This window comes from Noviherbaspirillum sp. Root189 (assembly GCF_001428545.1).
In the GTDB taxonomy this organism is placed as follows: Bacteria; Pseudomonadota; Gammaproteobacteria; order Burkholderiales; family Burkholderiaceae_D; genus Noviherbaspirillum.
In genome coordinates this window covers 1-16,665 of sequence record NZ_LMHZ01000042.1, presented here as the reverse complement: position 1 = coordinate 16,665, position 16,665 = coordinate 1, and the positions used below count along the sequence as shown (strand labels likewise).

At 54.2% G+C, this 16,665-nt stretch carries 11 protein-coding genes and 1 pseudogene; 1 reads left to right on the top strand and 11 read right to left on the bottom strand.

What is annotated here, in order from left to right:
• Positions 1-24: 24 nt before the first annotated feature.
• From ASE07_RS20810 to ASE07_RS20760, 10 genes and pseudogenes are all read right to left on the bottom strand, one after another.
• Complete coding sequence (locus ASE07_RS20810) at positions 25-2,031, bottom strand: DDE-type integrase/transposase/recombinase (protein ID WP_057292747.1); 2,007 nt, start codon at positions 2,029-2,031, stop codon at positions 25-27.
• Positions 2,032-3,033: 1,002 nt separating this feature from the next.
• Complete coding sequence (locus tag ASE07_RS20800) at positions 3,034-3,696, bottom strand: Abi family protein (protein ID WP_162256923.1); 663 nt, start codon at positions 3,694-3,696, stop codon at positions 3,034-3,036.
• 1,029 nt (positions 3,697-4,725) lie between these two features.
• Positions 4,726-5,657: pseudogene (locus ASE07_RS20795) on the bottom strand (electron transfer flavoprotein subunit alpha/FixB family protein).
• A gap of 39 nt (positions 5,658-5,696) precedes the next feature.
• Entirely contained in the window at positions 5,697-6,446 is a 750-nt protein-coding gene (locus tag ASE07_RS20790) for an electron transfer flavoprotein subunit beta/FixA family protein (RefSeq protein ID WP_057292744.1), read from the bottom strand.
• 15 nt (positions 6,447-6,461) lie between these two features.
• Positions 6,462-7,655 (bottom strand): acyl-CoA dehydrogenase, encoded by a 1,194-nt coding sequence (locus ASE07_RS20785; RefSeq protein ID WP_057292743.1) that lies wholly within the window; start codon positions 7,653-7,655, stop codon positions 6,462-6,464.
• 52 nt (positions 7,656-7,707) lie between these two features.
• Positions 7,708-8,496 carry an IclR family transcriptional regulator gene (locus ASE07_RS20780; protein ID WP_082584350.1) on the bottom strand — a complete coding sequence of 263 codons (789 nt, stop codon included), beginning with the start codon at positions 8,494-8,496 and terminating at the stop codon, positions 7,708-7,710.
• Between the two features lie 72 nt (positions 8,497-8,568).
• Positions 8,569-9,357 carry an enoyl-CoA hydratase/isomerase family protein gene (locus ASE07_RS20775; protein WP_057292741.1) on the bottom strand — a complete coding sequence of 263 codons (789 nt, stop codon included), beginning with the start codon at positions 9,355-9,357 and terminating at the stop codon, positions 8,569-8,571.
• Positions 9,354-11,489, bottom strand: a complete 2,136-nt coding sequence (locus ASE07_RS20770) for an acetate--CoA ligase family protein (RefSeq protein ID WP_057292740.1) — start codon at positions 11,487-11,489, stop codon at positions 9,354-9,356. Before ASE07_RS20770 ends, ASE07_RS20775 begins: the two co-directional genes overlap by 4 nt.
• Positions 11,482-12,585: an acyl-CoA dehydrogenase family protein gene (locus tag ASE07_RS20765; protein ID WP_057292739.1), complete on the bottom strand. Its 1,104-nt coding sequence runs from the start codon at positions 12,583-12,585 to the stop codon at positions 11,482-11,484. Before ASE07_RS20765 ends, ASE07_RS20770 begins: the two co-directional genes overlap by 8 nt.
• Positions 12,582-13,742, bottom strand: a complete 1,161-nt coding sequence (locus tag ASE07_RS20760) for an acyl-CoA dehydrogenase family protein (protein WP_057292738.1) — start codon at positions 13,740-13,742, stop codon at positions 12,582-12,584. The genes ASE07_RS20765 and ASE07_RS20760 overlap by 4 nt, the downstream gene beginning before the upstream one ends.
• Before the next feature lie 173 nt (positions 13,743-13,915).
• Here ASE07_RS20760 and ASE07_RS20755 point away from each other — a divergent pair, with 173 nt between their 5' ends.
• A complete protein-coding gene (locus ASE07_RS20755; RefSeq protein WP_057292737.1) occupies positions 13,916-14,908 on the top strand; it encodes a Bug family tripartite tricarboxylate transporter substrate binding protein in 993 nt (330 codons plus the stop codon).
• A gap of 892 nt (positions 14,909-15,800) precedes the next feature.
• Here the strand turns inward: ASE07_RS20755 and ASE07_RS20745 are convergent.
• Positions 15,801-16,106: a hypothetical protein gene (locus ASE07_RS20745; RefSeq protein WP_156396852.1), complete on the bottom strand. Its 306-nt coding sequence runs from the start codon at positions 16,104-16,106 to the stop codon at positions 15,801-15,803.
• Positions 16,107-16,665 lie beyond the last annotated feature (559 nt).

Genomic DNA, 16,665 nt, shown 5'->3' with positions numbered 1-16,665 from the left:
CCTCCTTGCTGACCGCTGTAGTGGTTAAATACTCGTGGTGTAGCCGAAACCAATAGTGAGAACCTCGGCCTTTGGCTTCTGGCTCGAGTCCCTCTTCTCTTCCGGGGTGTCAGTACCTTGGTGCTGCAGTAGAAGGTCTTCCGGTCCCGGCCGAAGCTGCGTATCGGATGCGGGCCCAGCTTCACTAAAGTGGGTCGGCGCGCTGGATAGAACTCTTGCTGTTCTTTCAAAGTCATTTGCAGCACGCCGACTGGTCTTCGCCTTGGCACGCTTCTCCTGCATAAAGCCTTCCAGGAAATCGTGGTCGAGTCTGAACTCTAGGCGTTTGCTGTCCCGCTTCTTCAGGATTTCCCGCCGCAGCTTTAAGTCATGCGTAATCTCGCCCCACAGGCCTTGTGCTTTTAATACCCCGAGTTCCGATCCGTCGGGCAGGAAAGCGCGTACCGTACGGAGATCATCGCTGTTGTAATAGATGCGCAGATCCTTTCCGAACAGGTCGCCGCTGGTTGCAAGGTTTACATTCGTGTAGCGCACCTGAAAGAGGTTGATGTGTGCACGTGTGCCTTGAGCCAGATAACCGCGTACCCGACATCGGCGTGCCTTTTGCATGAGGCACAGCGTACGACGCTTTGGCTCTGGCAGCCATGAAATCAGGTGCCCCTTCCCTCTTATGAAGTATTCCATTGCCTCCAGTGGCGAGCGGCCATTCAAGCCACCATGCGGCGTTGCGTTGTAGTTGGCAATCGACGCTTCCATCAGTTCTTCCATCTCCGAAAGGGAAATGAATAGACGCAAATTGCCCTTCGGGCTGCACAGTGCACGTCGCACGTCCTGTGGGCTGGATCCCGTATATCCGGGAAGACGTGATGAAAGCGTGCTGGCCACCGTACCGAAGAACCGTTCGATATATGGTCGATCGTTTGGCTGGTGTGGGGGGCCTGCATCTACCGCGCAACCAATGAACTCGCATAGAGCGCTAACGGTATCCTCGGCAAGGTTCGCCTTCGCGTTATCCAAACGTACGCGCTCCCAGACCGCGTATCCAAGTTCAGGCAACCGTCCGGATGGAAAGTCACCATGCATGCCGTATCCGACATTTGGCAATGTGAAGGCTCGCCGTACATGCGGCGTCAAAGCATTCTCTATCGTCTTGATGACGTCGTAGCGACTGTATTCTCTCGAGAGAACAAGGTTATAGCCAAGTACTGCGCGGGTACACACATCAATTAACACCAGCAGCCAGATGCGTTCGATTTCCACTTCCTGGTCAAACCCCAGCGGATCTCGAATGACAATCTTTAACCGTACATCCAAGCGATGACCATCAAACTCCACAATCTGATACGGGCGTGCTGGCCCTCTTCTGGGGCTGAAGTCGGTGTGGGGAACACCTTTTACATGCTCTGCCCCGGCGGCTCGGGCGGCAGTCCCGAATTTACTCAGTAATTCACTCTTGAGGTACGCAGAGAGCGAACGCATGCCCTTATGCCCGGTGTTAAGAGGATAGTCGGCACCGGTGATGCCTACCTTACGACATTGCTGGATAAACCCTGTATGAAGATTGGTGAGATTTCGCAATCGTGTCTTTAGCTTCCCATCTGTGCTGATTTGTTCGAGTACAACTGCGCGCTGGTCAATTTTTGTTTCAAGCCACGTGGCTAATATTGGATACCGTTCAAGCAGCATGGCGAAAGCGCCGGCGAATCCGGCTCTTGTGCCTACATTATCGACCATGAAATCGCTCTTACGGGTATAGGGTTCGACATGCCGGCTTTTCAGCAATGCACGAAATCCAAAGATCTGTCCGTCTTCAGCCGGCTTCAGACAGCGATCCAACAACCAATAAAGCTGGCGGCTCTGGATACCCGTTTGCGTAGCAATTTCCCGTAACGTCGTTCCACAGACATAGAGCTCGACTGCCTTGGCTCGTGCCATGAACGCTTTCCGCTTGTCAATCGGCAAGGCGTGGTGATCTACCGCAGGCCACGTACTCAAATCAATCTGCAGGAAGTCACAGCGACGTCGATTCATGACTTGGCATTCCGCGGTTCGAAATGTGACAAGAATGAGAGTGGTTCGGTCTTCAAGTGTGGGGCATCCAAGTGGCCACGGTGAAGCAAGGTGAAAACTGCGGCGCGCACCGTAGTGGGATCTGTTGTTCCCAATTCCTTTTCAATGAAGGAAAGTTGCATTGGTTCGGAAACGAACTTCTCGACCGATTTGAGGAAGGAATCGGTGAGGAGATCCCTGTATGAAGTAATCACTGGCAGCATTCGCTCCCAGTTCTCAATCCATGTGCGCATTGCTGCGAGCTCAGCACTAGGGATTGCCCTTACTTCATACTGTGTTGAGCCAATCGTTGTTGTAGATATCTGGCCGCTAGTACCGATAAGCAGCAGTGATTCACGATTGTCCTCCTTGACCCAATAATCTGCCGAGACCTTCGCTCCGCCGAAGTCGAGATAGGCTGGTCGTTCGCAATACAGCTGGACCGACGGACTGGCTTCGAGGCAAACCCACTGGCTGTAGGCAGCCTCCCCGAAGCATTGAAGACGACGGCCGATTTTAAGGCCGTAGACGTCGATTCTCCGTGTCCCTCGTGGCCGTGCCATTGACACAGGGGCCTGGAAGCAGGTTGTTAGTTTCCTCATGCCGACAACGTACACGGAAACCCCAAAGTCAAAGCTACGAATANCCGAAGCATTGAAGACGACGGCCGATTTTAAGGCCGTAGACGTCGATTCTCCGTGTCCCTCGTGGCCGTGCCATTGACACAGGGGCCTGGAAGCAGGTTGTCAGTTTCCTCATGCCGACAACGTACGCCGGAAACCCCAAAGTCAAAGCTACGAATAGCCAGAATTACTTCCCTCTGATACGAAACTCCAAATTTACTTCTTTTTGTACGCTAGTAAATTTGGCTGAAAATCGGCGGCTTAAGGGTGGCAGGTGTCAAAAAATGCAGCCAAAATTACTTCGCTCGACGNAAATTTACTTCTTTTTGTACGCTAGTAAATTTGGCTGAAAATCGGCGGCTTAAGGGTGGCAGGTGTCAAAAAATGCAGCCAAAATTACTTCGCTCGACGTATGTAGCCAATCTCCCATACGTTTATGGTGCACCGAAAAGTGACCGGCTATTACTTTTTTATCTTCATGTTGAAGTCCACGGTATAAGCGAGACAGTGACCCAAGGGTCATGACTTCGGTAAGCATCCAGAGCGGGATCGACGGGAACCCATCATATTGCTGTCGATAGTGTCGAATAAATTCGTCGCTTGACCGTATGATTTCACTCTCGATCTGAGCGCGCCAGCCAGCATGGTCAAAGCTGGGATGGAAGTTCTCTGTAATTACGTGCCCAAAAGGGCCATATTTGTGCGCCATATGATAGGTGAGCTGGGTACGAATTGCGACTTCCACTCGCTCAATTGCGTCAAGCAAGAGCAACCTTAGGTGACGGTCCATCTCGTATAACGCTAAGACCGCTTCCCAGGTCGTATTTGGAACAAACTGGTCCAATACTTGACCACTCGTACTCCGGCTCCGAAATGGGTAACAATAGGCGCTGAGGCGGTAATAGCTAATACGGGCTAATGTTGCGGCGGCAGACTCTAGATTGCCAATTTCCATCCCGCGTTCAAGCAATTGATCTAGCTGTTGGAGAAATGTCAGAGGTGGTTTTTTATATGGACGCAGCATGCCCGTCACTTTCGATTGGACGAAAAAAAACCGCCAAGGTTGCGCATTGTAAAGAGGCGTGGCGGTTGTGTTATCCGTAGTATAGCAAATAATACGGTACCCCCGTAAACAGTGGGGATTGTCTTGAGAACCCCTGAACCGGCGAGGCATACTCTTTAGCGCGCTCTACCGTATTTTCCAGTGCCGGATAACAAAAAAGTCTTAAACCGGAAACTCATAACAGTATTTCAAGCTATTGCAACATGACGAATCGACACAGTAGCATTGCAGATGTGCGTTATCGCAAGTCCTGTAGCCGGTAGATAACAGCCCGCAGGTAAACCTAGTAGACTCAAGCCACGCTACAGGGAGCAATGATGACGCAAATGAAAACATCAAAAGAGGCTATGCGTCTTCTAAATCGCTACGGGATTGCCGATGCGGCTAGAGCGCACATAACAATGCAGATTCTTCGCCGGGCAAGCGAATCAACCTCCGGGCCAACGGAAAGACCCTCGGTGCGAAAGAAAGAAAGAAAGTATTGCAAAGACTAAGCTGAGGACGACAGTGCTGTTGCCGTAACTTATCGTATTTACGTTGCAGCCGATGGATAGTCAAAGTGAAAGAGAGTCACCTGAGCCAGTTCTATTTCCATAGAGAAACAACGCATAAAATGAATTATGAACCAGTTAATTACACTCAATATAACTGTAAAGAAAAATATCAATGTATGGCCGCAATAGCAGGCGAACCGGGAAGACAGCCGTGACACTTTTGCCTCGTTTTACGGTTGGGGCATCAAATTCGAAGGTCAGACAACGGCATTTCGCAACAAGCCGCGCACCCTTTGAGCGGCCTGCGCCCGCCACGAGAATGTGAGACATTTAAGAATCCCGACAACGCCATCAGTCTCGTCCGGCAGACCATAGCATGGGTGCCCATCTCACTGTCTTTGCCCAGTCCGCAGACGGAAACTTTCCTGCCCTGTTCGGCGGCCAATTGCGTCAGCCGGATTACGGCTGACGGGCCGGGCCGTCGCCGACTTGTCTATCAGCCGATAGCTTCAGTTAATTGCGGGACGAGTTCGAACAGATCGCCCACGATGCCGTAATCGGCGACCGAGAAGATCGGTGCTTCCGGGTCCTTGTTGATCGCAACAATCGTCTTCGAGTCCTTCATGCCGGCCAGATGCTGGATCGCACCAGAGATGCCAACCGCGATATACAGCTGTGGCGCCACGATCTTGCCGGTCTGGCCAACCTGCCAGTCATTGGGCACGAAGCCGGCGTCCACCGCCGCACGCGAAGCACCCATCGCCGCACCCAGCTTGTCAGCCAGCGGTTCAAGGATCTTGAAGTTGTCGCCCGAGCCCATGCCACGGCCGCCGGAAACGATCACCTTGGCGGCGGTCAGCTCCGGACGATCCGACTTGGCCACTTCACGCGATACGAAGGCCGACTTGCCGGCATCCGGCGCTGCTGCAATGGTTTCCACTGCAGCGTTGCCGCCGGTGGCTGCCGCGTCAAAGCCGGTGGTACGCACGGTGATGACCTTGATCGGGTCAGCCGACTGCACGGTAGCAATGGCGTTGCCGGCGTAGAAAGGACGCTCGAAGGTATCGGCGGAGACGACCTTGGTGATCTCGGATACCTGGCCGACGTCGAGCTTGGCTGCCACGCGCGGCAGGATGTTCTTGCCGTAGGCAGTGGCCGGCGCCAGGATATGCGAGTACGACGAAGCAATCGCAAGCGCCTGTTCGGCGACGTTTTCGGCAAGGCATTCGGCAAAATACGGCGCATCTGCGACCAGTACCTTGGTCACACCAGCAATCTTGGAAGCGGCTTCGGCAGCGCCGCCGCAGTTGGAACCGGCCACGAGCACGTGGACGTCGCCGCCGCACTGGGCGGCAGCAGTAATGGGGTGTTGAGGGTGCTTCCCTTGAGCGAAGCGTTGTCGTGTTCAGCGATGACGAGTGCGGTCATGATGGTTTCCTGATCTGAATAAGGTAAAGGCGCAAGCGCTTAGATGACTTTGGCTTCGTTCTTGAGCTTGGACACCAGCTCGTCGACGCTCTTGACCATGATGCCGGCCGAACGCTTGGGCGGCTCGGACACTTTCAGGGTCTTCAGGCGCGGCGTGACGTCGACACCGATATCGGCCGGCTTGATGATTTCCAGCGGTTTCTTCTTGGCCTTCATGATATTGGGCAGGGTCACATAGCGCGGTTCGTTCAGACGCAGGTCGGTCGTGACGACTGCCGGCAGCGGCAGCGCCAGAGTTTCCAGGCCGCCGTCGACTTCACGTGTCACGGTTGCCTTGCCGTCTTCCAGGGTGACCTTGGAGGCAAAGGTCGCCTGGCCCCAACCCAGCAGCGCCGCCAGCATCTGGCCGGTCTGGTTGCAGTCGTCGTCAATCGCCTGCTTGCCCAGGATGATGAGCTGCGGCTGTTCCTTGTCGGCCACGGCCTTGAGCAGCTTGGCGACAGCCAGCGGCTGCAGTTCGACATCGGTTTCGACCAGGATGCCGCGGTCGGCGCCAATCGCCATGGCGGTACGCAGGGTTTCCTGGCATTGCGTCACGCCGCAAGACACAGCGATGACTTCGGTGAACTTGCCGCCTTCTTTCAGGCGGGTCGCTTCCTCAACGGCGATTTCGTCGAACGGGTTCATCGACATCTTGACGTTGGCGATGTCCACGCCGCTGCCGTCGGATTTCACGCGGACCTTGACGTTGTAGTCCACCACGCGCTTTACTGGAACGATGATTTTCATTGCGTAAATTTCCTATTAGTTGGCAAACGCTGCGATACCGGTAATGGCGCGGCCCAGAATTAAGGCATGCACATCATGCGTACCCTCATAGGTGTTGACCACTTCCAGATTGACCAAATGGCGTATGACACCATACTCATCGCTGATACCGTTTCCTCCCATCATATCTCGTGCCATTCGAGCAATGTCGAGCGATTTGCCGCAGTTGTTTCGTTTAAGGATAGAAGTAAGCTCTACTGATGCGATGCCTTCATCTTTCATGCGACCCAAGCGCAAGCAACCCTGCAGACCCATGCTGATTTCAGTCAGCATGTCAGCCAGCTTTTTCTGAATCAACTGGTTTGCGGCTAATGGGCGACCAAACTGCTGACGATCCAGCACATACTGACGAGCACGGTGGTAGCAGTCTTCGGCAGCGCCCATCGCGCCCCAGGCAATGCCGTAGCGCGCACTGTTTAGGCAGGTAAATGGGCCTTTTAGACCGCGCACCTCGGGAAAGGCATTCTCTTCAGGGCAAAATACTTCATCCATAACAATTTCGCCGGTAATTGAAGAGCGCAGACCTACCTTGCCATGTATTGCTGGCGCGTCCAGGCCTTTCCAGCCCTTTTCGAGGATGAAACCTCGAATGGATCCTTCATCATCCTTGGCCCATACAACAAACACATCTGCTATCGGGCTGTTAGTGATCCACATCTTGGTGCCGCTCAGAGAGTAGCCACCAGGCACCTTTCTGGCATGGGTCTTCATGCTGCCAGGATCCGAACCATGGTCAGGTTCCGTCAGGCCAAAGCAACCGACCCATTCACCGTGGGCCAGTCTGGGAAGGTATTTCTGCTTCTGTGCCTCCGTGCCGAATTCATTAATCGGCACCATTACTAGCGAGGACTGTACGCTCATCATGGAACGATAGCCCGAGTCGACACGCTCGACTTCGCGCGCGACCAATCCATAACAGACGTAGTTCAGGCCGGAACCGCCGTAGCTTTCAGGAATAGTAGCGCCGAGCAGGCCGAGTTCGCCCATCTCGTGAAAGATGGCACGGTCTGTCTTTTCATGGCGAAATGCTTGCTGCACGCGCGGTAGCAGGCGCTCTTGGCAATAGGCCTGGGCAGCCTCGCGCACTTGACGCTCTTCATTGTCCAGTTGATGGTCAAGCAGGAAGGGGTCAGACCAAGAAAAGGTCGCGTCGCGCACAGTATGGTTCATTAAGTCACCTTTATAAATTATCGATGGATGTCGCGTGTAATATCACCCGGACTTAAGCTGCTTCAGCCTTGTCTGAACCGGACGACGGCAAGTGATGCGCGATCAGCTTTTTCATTAATTGAACGAGGTCGTCGATTTTAGGCTGTACCCGGCTTGTCGGACCTCCCAAGCCTAATGCCATGGCCCTACCGTTTACAGACTGCGGCAAGGCGATCGCGAGGGCGCTAATTCCTTCAGTCAATTGGTCGCTGTATGCATAGCCCTGCTTTCGAACCGCTTCAAGTGTTGCCATGAGAGATTCCTCATCTACCGCCGGCTCCATCGGCGATTGGCGCAGGTTGATCTTCTGGACCAGCTTCCTAACTTTGGCCTCGGTCTGATTAGCTAACAACGCATAACCGGTGGCGCTGCGACAAATCGGCCGCAAGGTCCCTGGCTTCAAAAAATATCTCAAAGCCTTGCCGGATTGGACCGTATGCACGTATTGAGCATGAATATCGTTCTGCATGCCCAACATGATGGTTTCGCCGGTTCGTTCCGCAAGATCATTCATCAATGCTACAACCGTACCATTCATGAAAATCTGACCCTGAATCCATCCGCCCAGCATCGCTATGCGCATGGTGGGACTGTAGGTTTTGTTGTTTGGATTAAAGGACACGTAGTCCATTGCCTGGAGGCTCTTTAGCAAAGCCAGGGCACTGGCGGCCGGGTATCCCAGGCGCGTGGAAATGTCGGTCAGGTTCATGGGCAGCTGAACCTCGTCAAAGAGCTCGAAAATCTCCATCACTCTTTTGGCGGATTTAACAGTGCTTGCAGCTTTATTTTCGGAAGATTCCATGACGGAGCAAGGTTTTGATATTAACGGAATTAAAACACGGTGCCTGGCGCATTCCGTGTTGGGAATCCATTATCATCGCCCAAAAAAAGATCCTTTGCGCTTTTCCTGAAACGCAGCGATCGCTTCCTTGTGATCCGCGGTGGAATAGATGGCAGCCATGTGTGAGGACGCCATGTCCAGATGGGTTCTCAGGTCCATCCGGGCACCTTGATAAGCAGCCCTTTTCATCATTTGTACAGCAATCGGAGGCTGCGCAGCAATTTGGGCTGCCATCTCATAAGTGCTTTTCATCAGTTCAGCATCGTCCACCACCTTGTTGACGATACCAAGACGCTCAGCCTCTTCAGCATCGACAAATCTGGCTGTCCAGAACAACTCCAGCGCCTTTGGCATACCGACAATGCGCGGTAGATACCACGTACCTCCGTCACCGGCAAAGATGCCGATTCGCACATAAGTTTCGGCAAAGCGCGCGCTGCGAGCGGCAATCCGGATATCCCCCATCAGCGCCATGTCCATTCCCGCGCCGGTCGCAACGCCGTTAACAGCCACGATTACTGGCTTGTCGAAGGTTTCCAGAATCAGCGGAATGCGATGGACCCGTTCCGCCAAGGCTTTCTTGCGCGCGTAGGCGCTGTCTTCGGTACGATCCTTGATGTTGCCGACATCCCCTCCCGAGCAAAAGCCTTTACCGGCTCCCGTCAGCACCACCACATGCACGTCGTCTCGCCGCGCGCACTCATGCAGGGCGTCCGCCCATGCATGCAACATCTCGGTAGTGAAGGCATTCATCTTCTCTGGGCGGTTCAGGGTGATGGTCGCGATCCGGTCCTGCACCTCAAACAATAATTGGTCAGTCATGCAGATACTCCTCCTGTTTCGCTCTTGATTGCCAGGGCATCCACAACCGTGAGGCCCTTTCCGGCTTCGTGTACAAAGATGGGGTTTACGTCGAACTCCGCAAGCTGGTTGCGTGCATCCCAAGCCAGGTGCGAAAGGCGGACCAGCACACTGGCGAGGGCATCCAGGTCCCTGGGCTTTTCACCGCGCGCCCCTGTCAGCAGGCGGAAGCCACGTAGGCGGCGAAGCATGGCGTGAGCGGTTGCCTCAGTCAGAGGCGCGGGCGCCAGAGCGACATCCTCCAGAACTTCGACATAAATTCCTCCCAGTCCTACCATGATCATGGGGCCGAAATCCGCGTCATTGATGATCCCGGCGATCAACTCCACGCCCTTCTCCGCCATCTTCTGAACCAAAACTCCGCGTACCTTTGCCGACGGCGCATAGGCTGCGCCATTGGCCACCACGGACTCAAAAGCCTCGCGAACTTCCCGGGGCGTCTTTAGAAACAGCTTCACGGCTCCCGCTTCAGTTTTGTGGGAAATCTCCGGGGACTGGAGTTTAACGGCTACGGGATAGCCCAAGCGATCGGCCTGCATGACCGCCTCTTCCGAAGTCGTCGCGAGGGCTTCATCGGGAACATCGATGCCGTAGGCCTTTAATAATGCCTTGGCTTCGTATTCACACAGTATCTTGTCTGGCGTGTTTAAAAACTCGCGGACCTGTATGGGCATTTCGTCGGGAGACCGTTGTGGAGCCTGATGCAAAGTCCTTGCTGTTTGGAAACGCTGATAATCCGACAGTGCCTTGAGGCCCTGTACGCAACCTTGGAGCGAGGTGTAACAATGCAGTCCCAAGTCTTTGAGGAGCTGACGGGAGCCATCCGAAGGCAAGGTGTAGGAATATAGGAGAACCGGCTTGCCCAGCTTTTTGGACAGTTCGGCGATCTCTTTGCCCTCATTGATCAGCCTTCGCTCGTGGGCAAACGTTGCGGCAATAATAACGGCATCGATGTAGGGAGCATCGCCGAGGATCTCCAGCGACTTGGCATACCCGTTGACTCCTTGCGCAGTGATGTCGACCGGGTTGTTGGTCGATCCATAGGGAGGAATGAATTCCGCCATTTGCGCTTGACGCTCCGGATCAATTTCCGGGATTTCCAGGCCCGCCGCCTCGCAGGCATCGGCCAGCCAGACTGCTGTCCCGCCTGAAGCGGAAATAATTGCCACCCGGTTTCCGCGAGGCAGCGGATTATGGGTAAAGGCGGCAGCGTAATCCAGCAATCGATCCTGATCGTCGGCAAGCACGATGCCGTGGTGTGAAAAAACTGCGTTGATTACCTCGGTTGAGCTGGCAATCGCACCGGTATGCGACTCGGCAGCACGCCGACCGGCTTTGGAATTGCCCACCTTGACCATAACGATCGGCCTGGCCAATTCGGCGGCGCGCTGCGCCGCCCGTAAAAAGCGTTGCGGGTCCTTCAGCGACTCGACATACATCATGACGACTTTGGTCAGCGGTTGCTCAACCAGATACTCCATGTACTCGGCAATCTCCAGATCAACCTGATTTCCCACGCTCACGATGTGGCCGAAGTTCAGGTTGTCTCGGCGCCCCCGGTTGAAAAACGCGAAGCCCAGACCGCCGCTTTGGGACACAATGCTAATCTGATTCGGCAGGGAGCTGTCGCCTTTGTCGATATTGATGGCCGGGCTGAAGGTTGCAGCCACACTATCTGCAACGGAAAAAAAACCTTCCGCATTGGGCCCTGAGATACGTATACCGGTCCTGTTGCTAATTTCGTGCAGACGTTGTTGAAGCGCCATCCCTTCTTCACCGGCATCATTAAAGCCGGAGCTAAAAATCACAACGGCCTTGATGCCGACTTCCGCGCAGTTTTGCACGCAATCCGGCACCATGGCTGCGGGTATGGCAATCAGCGCCAAATCCACAGTGCCAGGTACGTCCTTGATGGTTGAGTAGGCTTTCAGCCCCGAGATTTCTGCCCGGGATGGATTAACTGGATATACGTTGCCCTTATACCCATGGCGCAAGAGTGTATTTAGAACCTTACCGCCAATCTTTTCTGTTCCATCGGTGGCACCGACGACTGCGATGCTGTCTGGTGCAAAAAAACTATCCAGTTCATGCATGGGAAATCTCCTGTCGGGCTTGTAATGCCTCGTGCAACTGCGGTGTGCTGATGTAGCTCCACAAATGGGCGCCACCGATCTGCTGGACTTGGTGACCAATCCATTCGGCGCATTCGGCTTCCGAGCCAAATTCATCGCGCCATGACATGAGGCGCCGGGTGCTAAGATGCAGCGAGTGCTCGTGGGTAAAACCCATGGCACCATGCACCTGGTGCGCGACATTGCAGCACACGCCTGCCGCTTCACTGGTGCGCGCCTTGGCGGCGCAAATCTCGAATTCTGCTTGGCGATTGGCAGCTACATTTAACGCCGCCTCGGTCGCTGCAGTGGCCGCTGCTACATGGGCAGCCATCAGGGCAACCTGCTGCTGAACAGCCTGAAACTTGGCAATTGCCCGTCCAAACTGCACGCGCTCCATACTGTATTGAACAGTCTGTCCGAGCACATGGCCCATCGCACCGATCATTTGCAGGGAGCGCATCAAGGCGCCCTCGCGCTCAAGCGAGTTGAGTGGTGCCACCATATCCGTGGCCACAGCGTCGTCAGCCAGTATATGCTCGACTAACTGGAAGTCATCGCGCGGTTCGTTGGCCAGATTCTTGCCAAGACGGACTGGAGTCAGTCCGTCCAGTCGCACTAGCGCTAATTGTCCGCGGTATTGCGCTACCACCGCGATCGCCTTGATATTTCTGCCCCATGGAACTCGGCGCACATGTCCATTTATTTGCCAACCAGCCTCGCTTCGACTCAATTGGGGCGGCTTGCCTCCTAGTTGGGGTGCGACCGAAAGCGGGCCATCAGGGAATGATATGCCAGCCTGGAAAAATATTCGTTGCGCCAGAAGCGTTTCCGCCAAAGGCATGGGAGCTGCAAACTCACCTACCGCTCGCACAATTACCGCAAGTGTTTCCAAGGGCAGCAGACTTGCGCCGTCGGTTTCAGGATCCAAGGCGGAAGTCAGTCCGGCTGCCTCGACGGCAGACCAGATTCTATCGGGCCAACGCCCATTTTCTGCACTGTCCAGCGCATCTCGCGTGCATAAATCGGTGAACAGGCGTGCTGCCGTATCCTTTAGCAAATCATCGAAGTCGCTCATCTCATCCCCAAACTTTTGGCAATAATTCCACGAAGAATTTCACGGGTTCCCCCCCGTATCGTCAGGGCCGGCGCATTCAATGTCGTAAAGCGCAAGGCCGCCTCAAATGGGTGATCCTCCGGCAGTATGGCTCGCACGGTTTCGGGAACCAGCATCCGCGCCACATCCGGGATCTCCCGTTCAAACTGCGTCCCTAGATCCTTTACCAAAGCTGCTTCTGTGTGAGGACTTGCGCCTCGGGCGACCAGACCGGCTATCGACAAGGACATGTGGTGCATGGTCCACAGGTGTGCCACAAGGCGTCCCACTCCCTGTCGGGCGGCAGTACTGTCCATGCCCGCGGTCTGGTCCACCAGATGCGGCAGCAACTGGAAGGTGCTCAGCCAGCGGTCGGGACCGCTGCGTTCGTACACCAGCTCGCTGGTGACCTGATTCCAGCCATTTCCGATCTCGCCAACCACTTGTCCATCCGGTACGAAGACATCCCGGAACACAACTTCATTGAAGTCGTGTTCTCCCGCCAGATTTACGATTGGACGGATACTGATGCCTGCGCCATCCAAATCCACGAGGAACTGACTTACGCCTTCATGCCGGCTTTCTCCAGCCGGACCAGTACGTGCAAACAGAATGACCGTATGAACCCGATGGGCGTTGCTGGTCCAGAGCTTGGCGCCGTTAATGAGCCAGCCTCCATCAACCTTGACGGCCTTGGTACGGATTGATGCGAGGTCAGAGCCCGAATCGGCCTCGCTCATGCCGATGCAGAAATATCGGCGCCCAGCCGCGATCTCCGGCAAATACCGTTGTCGTTGCTCTTCCTTGCCAAACTTGAGCAGTAACGGTCCGCTTTGGCGATCAGCTACCCAGTGCGCACGCACCGGAGCGCCAGCGGAAAGCAACTCTTCGGTAACGATGTGTCGCTCGATAGGGGTGCGTTCGCCGCCGCCATATTTTTTGGGCCAAGTCATCCCGATCCAGCCCTTTTGCGCCAGGCGTTGACTGAATTCCGGATCAAAGTTGGCCCATCCGGTTGGCCCTGCCTTGAAACGACCCTGATCCGCCTCCGACTTCAAGAAAGCTCGGACCTCCTGCCGCAGCGCTACCAAATTTTCGCCTTCTTTTAAAGGCGGAAGTCTGAAATTTCCAGCTGTCACAGCCTACCTCCATTCCTGATGAGTTATCAGCACATTGTCCTTATCCACATTCTATTCGCGTTTTACACATATGTGAAGGTTATTTTTATATCTATGAATTTTTATTTTTTTATGTACAATCTGTTCAAGTCACACGCGCCGCGTGTGACTCCACTTACTGGAGGAGACTTGAGATGAAACGGTCGAAGCACTTACTGGCCTTCACAAAATTCGTATGCAGCTCTGTTATCGCGGCAGCCATGGCAATCACGCCTGCTCAGGCGCAGCAGGCTTATCCCAACAAGCTAGTCAAACTTTTGGTTGGATTTGCTGCGGGTGGTCCAACAGATAACGCCGCGCGTGTCGTTGCCGAAGCCCTAGCCAAACAACTCGGCCAGCCGGTTATCGTGGAAAATCGGCCTGGGGCGAACAGCCAGATTGCAGCAATGGAATTAGTTCGCAGCAAGCCCGATGGATACACGTTGCTGCTTGCCTCTAATGGCACGCTCACTATTGCGCCAGCGATCTATAAGCGCCTTCCCTACGACGTAAGCAAGGACTTCACTCTAGTCGGTTCCGTGGTAGGGTACCCGCATGTTCTCGTCGTGCCTGGGCAAAGTAAAGCCACGGATCTCGCATCCCTCATCAAACTCGCCAAAAGTAGCCCACAGGGGTTGAACAGCGCCTCTGTAGGGCATGTGAATGACTTGACCATTGAGTGGTTCCAGAAGCTCGCAGGCATTACTCTGACACGCGTTCCATACAAGGGCGACTCGGCAGTCATCAGCGACCTGGTTTCCCGTCGCATCGACATGGCTTTCCTTGCGCCCAATGTCGCGATTCCGCTTATGGATGGAAAGAAACTCCATGCGGTGGGTCTAACTACTGATGTGACAGTCGAAAGGCTGAAGGCTATTCCGCCCTTGAAGGATGCTGGCCTCCAGGGCTTCGATATGAAAATCTGGAATGGAATCGTGGCTCCGGCTGGAACCGACCCTGCCATCGTGAAGCAATTGAATACTGCTCTCAAATCGGTTTTACAGACACCGGAGGTACAGACCAAACTTGCGCAAACCGGCCAACAGGTGATCATCGACACTCCCGAAGAGTTCGGCCGTAATATCGAGCAGGAAAGCGTTCAGTGGAAGCGCATCGTAAAAGATGCAAATCTCCAGCTGATTGAATAAATTCGATGCCGCAGTCTGGCGAGCAGGCCGGATAGCATGCGTGAGTGCATCCTCACAATCGCTCCATCTGGCGCACAAGAAAAAGGGCTGCGAATACAGCCCTTTTTCTGGTTGACGCGGAAAGGCTGATTGAGACTGGAGCCATTTGACGTATCTGCAGAAAAGCAGAGGTATAAGTCACGGAATTCAACGGCATGAGAGCCGGTTTCAAGCTATACAAAAAATACAGAAGGCCAAGCCGTAGAAAGAAGTTAAACCGGAGGCAGCTCTACGCAACACAATGCCAATGATCGTCACGTTTTTGCTCCGCGGAGGTTGGCCGTCGAAAATGTATGTCGCGCATTTTAAGCTCGCCGTTCAGCACCGCTACCCGAACCTGAACGTGAAGGGGTGTCCCCTTATTGGTCCATCGCATCTTCCGCTATTTCGCGCAACGCAAGCTGACAACTGCATTGCCCGCCGATTCGGCGATGCTGCTGCTGATCAGCATGCCGCGCCGATAACGCCATCCGTAGTTGACCAAATATTAGGCATTGGATTCCAGGTACCAATACGTCCCACGCAGATTCCACTATAACGCCCTGTACGCCGAGACTTCCGACACGAGGCCAGGCATGTTATGGATGCTTTTCAGTCTTTCGACTGATTTGTAACCCTTGCTATGCCACGTCAACCATTTCGCCTTTGCGATTTCGTCTTGTACCGAGCGTCCGTTGGGTGCATACAGGTCAGGAAATTTCAGTGTCGATTGGTTGATCGCACGAAATTTCATTGCGATGTGAAACCAGTCCAGAATGCGGGTCAACGGCCTTTGGGATCCGTCGACCGCTTTTTCAAATTCGCCTGCGCCGTCTGAGACGATTGTTATCTTTTGGTCCTGCGCAGCACCTTGCTAGGGGAGAAAAATGAATATGGCGCGTCGCTGCCGACGTAACGTGCCGGTGGGGGCGAGCCGCATCGACGGGTAACACTGCGCTAGTTTGGTTTCGTCTTGTTCCTGGCGTGACGGACGGTTGCGAAGCCATGTGGAATCCAGTGCCAGTGCGACAATTTTGACCTCGCTATTTGCCGGCGGATAGGTGCGCTCACCGCGAATCGCCCTCTCGGCCGCGTCGTCCAGTTCTTGACCGACCGCACATACGAGACTCCTCAGTCCGAAGATGGAGATCGCCTGATCGACCGTCAAAGCCTCTTTCAAGAGCGCCGTGGCGACCGCATACGGCATTTGAACTAAAGGTATTCCAGTTCAGAACTGATGCGCCGCGGTAGCATCAATGTAAGCACGCTGAATGAGACTTGCTGCTCATGTCTTGACGGCACCTGCAGACACGCATTCGGCAACGGGAGATTGACCAGCTTGTACTTTCCAGCATGCGGTTGATTACTATTTCGGCCTAGTTTCAGCTGAGGGGGTTTGCAAGGTGAGGGTGCCGGGAACACATCACCATTTCCAAATCCAGGTGGGCTATCCGCATGACGGGCGTGGAACTCCTCTCAGTATTAATAGTTGAGGCTTATACGTTATATACAAATTTATTGGCCCTTCCCTTTCCATTATCCATTTCTGCTACTGCGGCTTGCGATGTTTGTTTCGCAGACTATGACCAAAGAGCATTTGCACAAATTTCACATAAAAGGAAAACTGAATCGCCCCCAGTATCCTAGACACTAGCGAGCCGTTCGAAGTATTGCTTCTCGTAGTCTACCGGTGATAGGTGGTTGTTGTAACCATGCCGGCGCCTTGAGTTATAAAACAT